Origin of the sequence: Finegoldia magna, from assembly GCF_018371055.1 — a bacterium.
GTDB classification, from domain to species: domain Bacteria; phylum Bacillota; class Clostridia; order Tissierellales; family Peptoniphilaceae; genus Finegoldia; species Finegoldia magna_I.
Window position 1 is genome coordinate 1 of the sequence record NZ_JAGYZD010000364.1, and the last position, 1,113, is coordinate 1,113.

Below are 1,113 nucleotides of genomic sequence, written 5' to 3' on the forward strand. Positions count from 1 at the left end.
ATCATAAACAAAGAAGGAGAAATTGGTCATAATACCCATGAACTTTTATCCTATATAACTTCAAGATGTGGAGAAGTAAAATCAGCATCTGAAGTAAAAGGAATTTTAAAAGAACTTTTTGATAAGATGTATAAGCTTGATTTTAAGGAAGAAATTGAAATTAGAACAAGAACAGTAGCAAGAACTAGATATGATAGTCGTGGCAATCCTTATACTAGCTATGAAAAAGAAGAGTACGAATATAAAAAGTTAATTGTAACTTTAAAGAAAAGAGAAATGGATGAAGTTGTTAGGGAAATATTTAAAGATTATCCAGACAATGTAGTTCATTATGAAGCTCTTCTTGAAGCTAAGGGAAATATGGGAGATGTTTTTGGATCAGGTAATGGGGACTTAGGAGAAATAGTAGATAATCCAAACTTTGGAAATCCTGGTCTTGCTTTTGATTCAGCTACTGCCAAAGCCTTATTTAATGAAGCAGAAAAACATATAGGCAAAAGATATGTGTTTGGAGCAAGTGGACCATCTAACTTTGACTGCTCAGGTTTTGTATGTTGGTCATTTACAAAGTCTGGTGTAAAGAGAATGCCAAGAACAACTGCATGGAGAATATACAAAGACTATTGTAACCCAGTCAGTCCAAGTGAAGCTCAACCTGGAGATATTATATTTTTCCATTCAACATATAACAGTGGAACACCAATATCTCACGTAGGAATATACGCAGGTAATGGAATGATGATTCACGCAGGAGATCCAATTCAATACACATCAATAAATTCAAAATATTGGAAATCACACTTTTATGGTTTTGGAAGACCAAGATAGAAGGGAGATATTATGTGAACAGGAAGCTTATAAGTATTAGAAACAAAAAGAAAAAAATAGAAGAAAAATTAAAAGATTTAAATGCAAAATACAAGGAAATTTACGATGAAGAAATACAAGTTGAAAATGAAGAAATAATTGTAACTCTTAGGAGGAACAATATCAGCTTGGAAGAATTAATGGAGAAAATCAATGATAGAAAAAGAGAAGAAAAATTAAAAGAAAAGGAGAACATTCATAATGAAGAAATTTAATACGAACAGACTAAGAGCCTTTTTTATGGCT

Annotated in this window: 2 protein-coding genes; both read left to right on the plus strand. The window is 31.6% G+C overall.

What is annotated here, in order from left to right; all coding sequences use genetic code 11:
* Window positions 1-828, plus strand: an 828-nt coding sequence (locus KHW44_RS09905) for a C40 family peptidase (protein ID WP_304068975.1), incomplete at its 5' end; no start/stop codon positions are given.
* A 14-nt stretch (window positions 829-842) separates the two neighbouring features.
* Entirely contained in the window at window positions 843-1,082 is a 240-nt protein-coding gene (locus KHW44_RS09910) for a hypothetical protein (protein ID WP_304068977.1), read from the plus strand.
* Window positions 1,083-1,113 lie beyond the last annotated feature (31 nt).